At 35.9% G+C, this 5,314-nt stretch carries 4 protein-coding genes; 1 reads left to right on the top strand and 3 read right to left on the bottom strand.

Going from position 1 to position 5,314, the window contains the following annotated elements:
- Window positions 1-214: 214 nt before the first annotated feature.
- Both QME58_13925 and QME58_13920 read right to left on the bottom strand, forming a co-directional pair.
- The gene (locus QME58_13925) at window positions 215-2,170 is read right to left on the bottom strand and encodes a sulfatase-like hydrolase/transferase (protein ID MDI6804913.1); all 1,956 of its coding nucleotides are present in this window, start codon (window positions 2,168-2,170) and stop codon (window positions 215-217) included.
- Window positions 2,171-2,181: 11 nt separating this feature from the next.
- Window positions 2,182-3,636, bottom strand: a complete 1,455-nt coding sequence (locus QME58_13920; GenBank protein MDI6804912.1) for a glycosyltransferase family 39 protein — start codon at window positions 3,634-3,636, stop codon at window positions 2,182-2,184.
- Between the two features lie 51 nt (window positions 3,637-3,687).
- Here QME58_13920 and QME58_13915 point away from each other — a divergent pair, with 51 nt between their 5' ends.
- Window positions 3,688-4,548, top strand: coding sequence for a glycosyltransferase (locus tag QME58_13915; GenBank protein MDI6804911.1), 861 nt, complete (start codon window positions 3,688-3,690; stop codon window positions 4,546-4,548).
- Window positions 4,549-4,561: 13 nt separating this feature from the next.
- On the opposite strand, the gene QME58_13910 is transcribed toward QME58_13915, so the two are convergent.
- Window positions 4,562-5,224 (bottom strand): T9SS type A sorting domain-containing protein, encoded by a 663-nt coding sequence (locus QME58_13910; GenBank protein ID MDI6804910.1) that lies wholly within the window; start codon window positions 5,222-5,224, stop codon window positions 4,562-4,564.
- Window positions 5,225-5,314 lie beyond the last annotated feature (90 nt).

The raw sequence follows: 5,314 nt of genomic DNA, 5'->3' as shown, positions 1-5,314 counted from the left end.
AGAGAGAGAGAGAGTAAATTTTAAGTTTCATCTAAAGCCCTATTATAATTTTCGAATTTAAAATATTTAAGACCAAAAACTCTGTGTTCATTATACGAAAATATTTTGTAAGTGTCAAGTACTTTTTTCTAAAAAATGTTTATCAACTTCTTGAATTTCATTACCAAACATTCTTAATATTTGTCAAATTATTCAAACAACAATCAATGAATATTTACTTTGCTTGATAAACTTTGTTACTCCTGAGCAAGTATGTTGAAACCTGTAGATATGATAACATTTCCCTTCTTAAAACGTCAGCAGTTTTCAGATTCGTATTTAATTTATTTTCGCTTAAATACCTATCAGTTTTAAAATGATATAATGCAATATTTTTGTCGAAATTGCCCACTAACAGCCAATCGCCCTTAATCCAGCCGTGCAGACCACCACTCGGTATATAGGCAAATCCATCGTTCCCGGCAATCGCCGGTAACCCAAACGACGAGTGTTTTGTTTGCAATTTCAATATATCAATAATTGTCGGGAGAATATCTACCTGACTGTGAACCGAAGAAATAATTGCGGGGTTCACAAATGCAGGCGAATAGAGTAAACAAGGAATTTTAAAAAGTTCATAAATATTTTTTTCTCGTGTCCCTTCAGCATGATCGGCAGTAATAACAAAGAGTGTATTCCGAAAATAATCTGCTTTCTCTGCTTCTTCAAAATATTTGCCTAAACTCCAATCCGAATATCTTAATGAATTTAAAAATTTGTAACCGACATACGTCGAATCGTAAACTTCAAATTCTTTAGATGGCAGTGCATACGGTGCGTGCGATGATAGCGACATCACTAAACCTAAAAACGGTTGCTTTAATTTATTAAATTCTTCATTCGACCTCTCGAAAACGAAATGGTCGAAAATTCCCCACGTGCCGTCGTCTTTTACTTTATTCAAATCGAAATCAGATTTTGAAATATAAGTATCAAACCCCGCCAATTTAGAAAACGCTTCGAAGCCCATCGAACCGGAACGCGCACCGTGAAGAAAAATCGTGCTGTATCCACTCTCCTTTAGTATCACTCCCAAAGGTCGGAGAAAATTTTGCTCAATCGGGCTTCCCAAAATATCGTCGTAAACGACATTTGGAATTGAGCCAACAACTGCCTGCATTCCCTGAATTGTTCTTTGCCCTGCTGCAAAAAAATTCGAGAAATAAATTCCTTTGTTTGTCAATTTTCTAAACTCAGGCATCGGAAAAGGTTTGATGGTTTCAAGTTCGGTAAAATTTCCGGGCCAGCTTTCCATTACTATGATTACGACATTCAACTTGTTTTGTTGTGCAGGTTCGGCAACTGTTTGCCGCATTACCGGATATCCATCGTTCAAATAAATTTCGTTCGGACTTTTTAGTAAGGCCTTCGTTGCCTTTATGGCTTCGTCCATCGGAACAAAATTATAAGATTGAATATCGCCTCTGTTCAAAGTCCGTAATGTTGTGAAGACGGCATTCAACGAGAGATGCCCTAAAGCAATATTATCGTTTCTGAAAGCGTAACTTTCGCGAAGGGGCTTCAACTGAAATCCACCACGTATTGAAATAACTACCACACCAATCAATAAAATAAAATATATTAAATCGTTAGCAATTCCTTTGTAGGGGGCGCTTTTATATTTTCCAAAACATTTAAACCATAAATATCCAAGCAAGATAACTGCTGCAACCGCAATAATTAATTGGGCGAGATAGTCGGCAAGGATAATTGTTATTAATTCGGGAATAGATTTAAAAAGATTAAAAATTTCATACGAGATTCTACGTTTTGAATAAGGATAATAGAAAATATCTCCCAGCGATAATATGAGGGATGCAATAACTACAAGAAATAGTAAACTTATTAATGAAATTTTATAAAAGCGTTTAAATTTAAATCTACCCGGTAAATTAAGAAGCAGCAAAAACAATCCGCCCACCAACATCGTTGAAGCTAAATCAAAACGCAAACCGATTAGAAACGATAATCCGACATCACTAATCGGGACACTATAAAACTGCTGCGAGTAAAGAAAGTAAAATAAAAACCGAAGTAGTGTGAAGATAAACATCAAAAAGAGGAGAATATTGAAAGAGAGAATAATATTTTGATTTGGCAATAATATTTCAATACGGGATTTATTTTTCATTTCAATAAGCTTCAATAAATTTTAAAGACATAACATGTCCGCGATTTGTTGTACTTTGGATTCAGTTTATGGGCTATCAAATCGCCTATACTCGGTTCGATAGTTTTTTCTAAAACAAATTTTCTCTCCATTATTTTTTCTAAATCATTTTTGTCTTGTTCCAACGAGTCTGTATATAATACACAGTAGTTGATAATCTTTTCTTGTTGTTGCAGTTTCTTTTTATCATCTATGATATCGAAAGGAATTGTTTTTCCAAGATAGTAATCGGGGACCAGAAATGTATAACTGAATTGAGCAATTAATACACCAGTAGCATCCTGCTGCTCGCTGATGTAAACGAGCGGTTCAATGCGGTCCTTCTTTCCGTAGTGGAAAATAAAAAATACCAATAAAATTGAATTCAACACCCAAAAATAAACCCAGTTGTATTTATAAATTTTTGATAGATTTTTTTTCTGAAACCACAGCTTCATACTATTAAATCCTGCGACACCTAAAATTATTAACATCGGTATTATTGGAAGCAAAAACCTCTCCTGCTTGTTTTCGATTACACTGTGCGCAATCAGAAAAGCCAAGGTGGAAAGCCCGATGAGTATAAACGTTCTACTTCCCCTGACCGCTGCAATAAGAAACAGAATTGAGAATGGTGGTATGAACGCAGCTAAAAGTGTTAGCAGGTATCTTGATGGCGGTCCAGCAGGATAACCATCGGACTTGATGATGCTGTTATAATCGCTTAATATAAAACCGTAATTTTTGGAAAATGAGTAACCGAATTCTCCGTTCACATATAAATTACTCAATGACTGCAAGAAAATAATTACAAGAAACCCGATTAGAAATAAGTACGAAAGCTTGCGGCTGCTTTTATTGATTATTACGCCGAGGAGAAATGGAGCCGCAAACGAAATAAGCGGAAACCTAAGAATAAGTGCAACCCCGATAAATAGACCCGATAAAAATAGGTAGAGATTTTTATTTTCCTTCTCGAAACGAACCAAATACCAGACGGAAGCAAGGAGAGGCACTTGACATATTACTTCTTCAAATTGATGAACTGAAAAAATCGGCATAACGAAAAATGCAGACATAAAAAGCCCACCTATTGCGGCACTCCGCTTATCTACCTTCGCCTCTAAAATTTTAAAGACGAGATAAATTCCTATGACCGAAAATAAACCGTGCAACAATCGAACGAAGAGCATCTCGGTATCAGGAGCGTTGATTCCGAAGAGGCGAACAATCTGCATTATCAGTGAAACGATGAAAGGATACAAAGCTGAGTCTTTAAAATCTGCGGAAAGCGATAATCCACTCGCGAGTAAATCAGCATCTATCACCAAATTATGATGGTCGTCGAGGGTAAGAAATCCTTTGCTAAAAAAGGAAGCGGCAACACGAAGACCCAATCCGAAAAAGATGAGAACTACGAGCGGATATTTTTCAAAAAACCTTTTCATTTCAAACATAATTTTTTATATTAAAGCAAAAATTAAAAAGATTTCCAAATTATGAAAGTCAGCGGCTTCACTATTCTACGCAATGGGTCAAAATACGAATATCCGTACATCGAATCGATTAAGTCTGTTTTACCGATATGCGATGAGTTCATTATCGTCGTTGGCGATTCGGAGGATGACACTCTTCAACAAATTGAATCACTCAGCGAGCCGAAAATAAAAATATTTCATACGGTGTGGGACGAAAACCTGCGGACAGGCGGGAAAATATTAGCACAACAAACCGACATTGCTCTATCGCATATTACCGGCGATTGGGGAATTTATTTGCAAGCCGACGAAGTTATTCACGAAAAATATTTAGCCACAATTCAAACTGCTATGCACGAAAATTTCCAAGCGAAAGAAGTTGAAGGATTACTCTTAAAATACAAACATTTTTATGGAAGTTACGATTATGTTGCAAATTCAAGAAACTGGTATCGTCGGGAAATTCGTGTAATAAGAAACGGAATTGGTGTAAAATCATGGCAAGATGCTCAAGGATTTAGAATAGACGGAAGGAAAATGTTCGTAAAAGCAGTTGATGCCTACGTTTATCACTATGGCTGGGTTCGGCATCCACAAGTGATGCAGGAAAAAATAAAATCATTCAACAAACTTTGGCACGACGACAAGTGGATCGATAAAAACATACCTGAAATTTCTGAATTCGATTACACACAAATCGATTTAATAGAAAAATTTACAGAAACACACCCGATAGTGATGACAGATAGGATATTAAAATACAACTGGAGTTTTATCCCACCGGAAGACCGTAAACAAAAAGTAAAATACCGGCTGCTTCGGTTTATTGAAAAAAAAACAGGGCTGAGAATCGGGGAATATAAAAACTATAAACTCATATAACTATTGCGAAATTTCACCTTATTAGCACCATCTTCTTCCGTGCGATAGTTGTTTTACCGCTCTGATCTTTAAAGGTCATCTGATAAAAGTATATACCGCTGGAGTAATTAGTTCCTTCTATAACTACATGATGGTAACCGGCTTCTTTAAACTCATCCACAAGCGTTGCCACTTCACGACCCAAAACATCGTAAACTTTTAACATTACCCAATTGTCAATTGGCAATTGATAATTGACAATTGTTAACGGGTTAAAAGGATTCGGATAATTCTGATATAACTCAAATCTTTCCGGCGGAGTTACTACAATTTTTACTCGCTTCGTCCATACTTCTCCTGCAGGTGTTGAGATAGTAAACGATATTGACTGTTCTTTATTTACAACTGCTGTCTTATCAACCGAAAAACTAAACTCAACAGTATTTTCACCATTCGATTCAATCGCTTCAATTGTTTTTTGTTTCGATTTAAAATTCAACCATAATGGCGCATCGGTAACGTTTATCTTGATACCTGATACAGATTGCTCCGATATATTTTGAACCGATAATTCTATTACATTACCAGACGATAAGAACGGAACTCGATGAATTTGTTCTCCATCATCTGTGATTTCTTTTGAGTAAGAAATTGCACTCAAAACAAGAATTAAAATAAGCAATTTAAATAATCTCATCTTTCTTTTCTCCTATTTAATAAACTTCGCAAGGCCCCGGTGATATTGCTTGAGCTTCTATAAGAAGCAGATTGCCATCTAAACTGTTGA

The organism is Bacteroidota bacterium, assembly GCA_030017895.1.
Taxonomy (GTDB): Bacteria; Bacteroidota; Ignavibacteria; order UBA10030; family BY39; genus JASEGV01.
The sequence above is the reverse complement of the archived record's forward strand: the minus strand, read 5'-3'. Positions and strand labels throughout refer to the sequence as shown.

Excerpts from the sequence above, each read along its gene's own strand:
- QME58_13915 (MDI6804911.1), top strand. The coding sequence starts at position 3,688 with ATGAAAGTCAGCGGCTTCACTATTCTACGCAATGGGTCAAAATACGAA.
- QME58_13925 (MDI6804913.1), bottom strand. The coding sequence starts at position 2,170 with ATGAAAAATAAATCCCGTATTGAAATATTATTGCCAAATCAAAATATT.
- QME58_13920 (MDI6804912.1), bottom strand. The coding sequence starts at position 3,636 with ATGAAAAGGTTTTTTGAAAAATATCCGCTCGTAGTTCTCATCTTTTTC.
- QME58_13910 (MDI6804910.1), bottom strand. The coding sequence starts at position 5,224 with ATGAGATTATTTAAATTGCTTATTTTAATTCTTGTTTTGAGTGCAATT.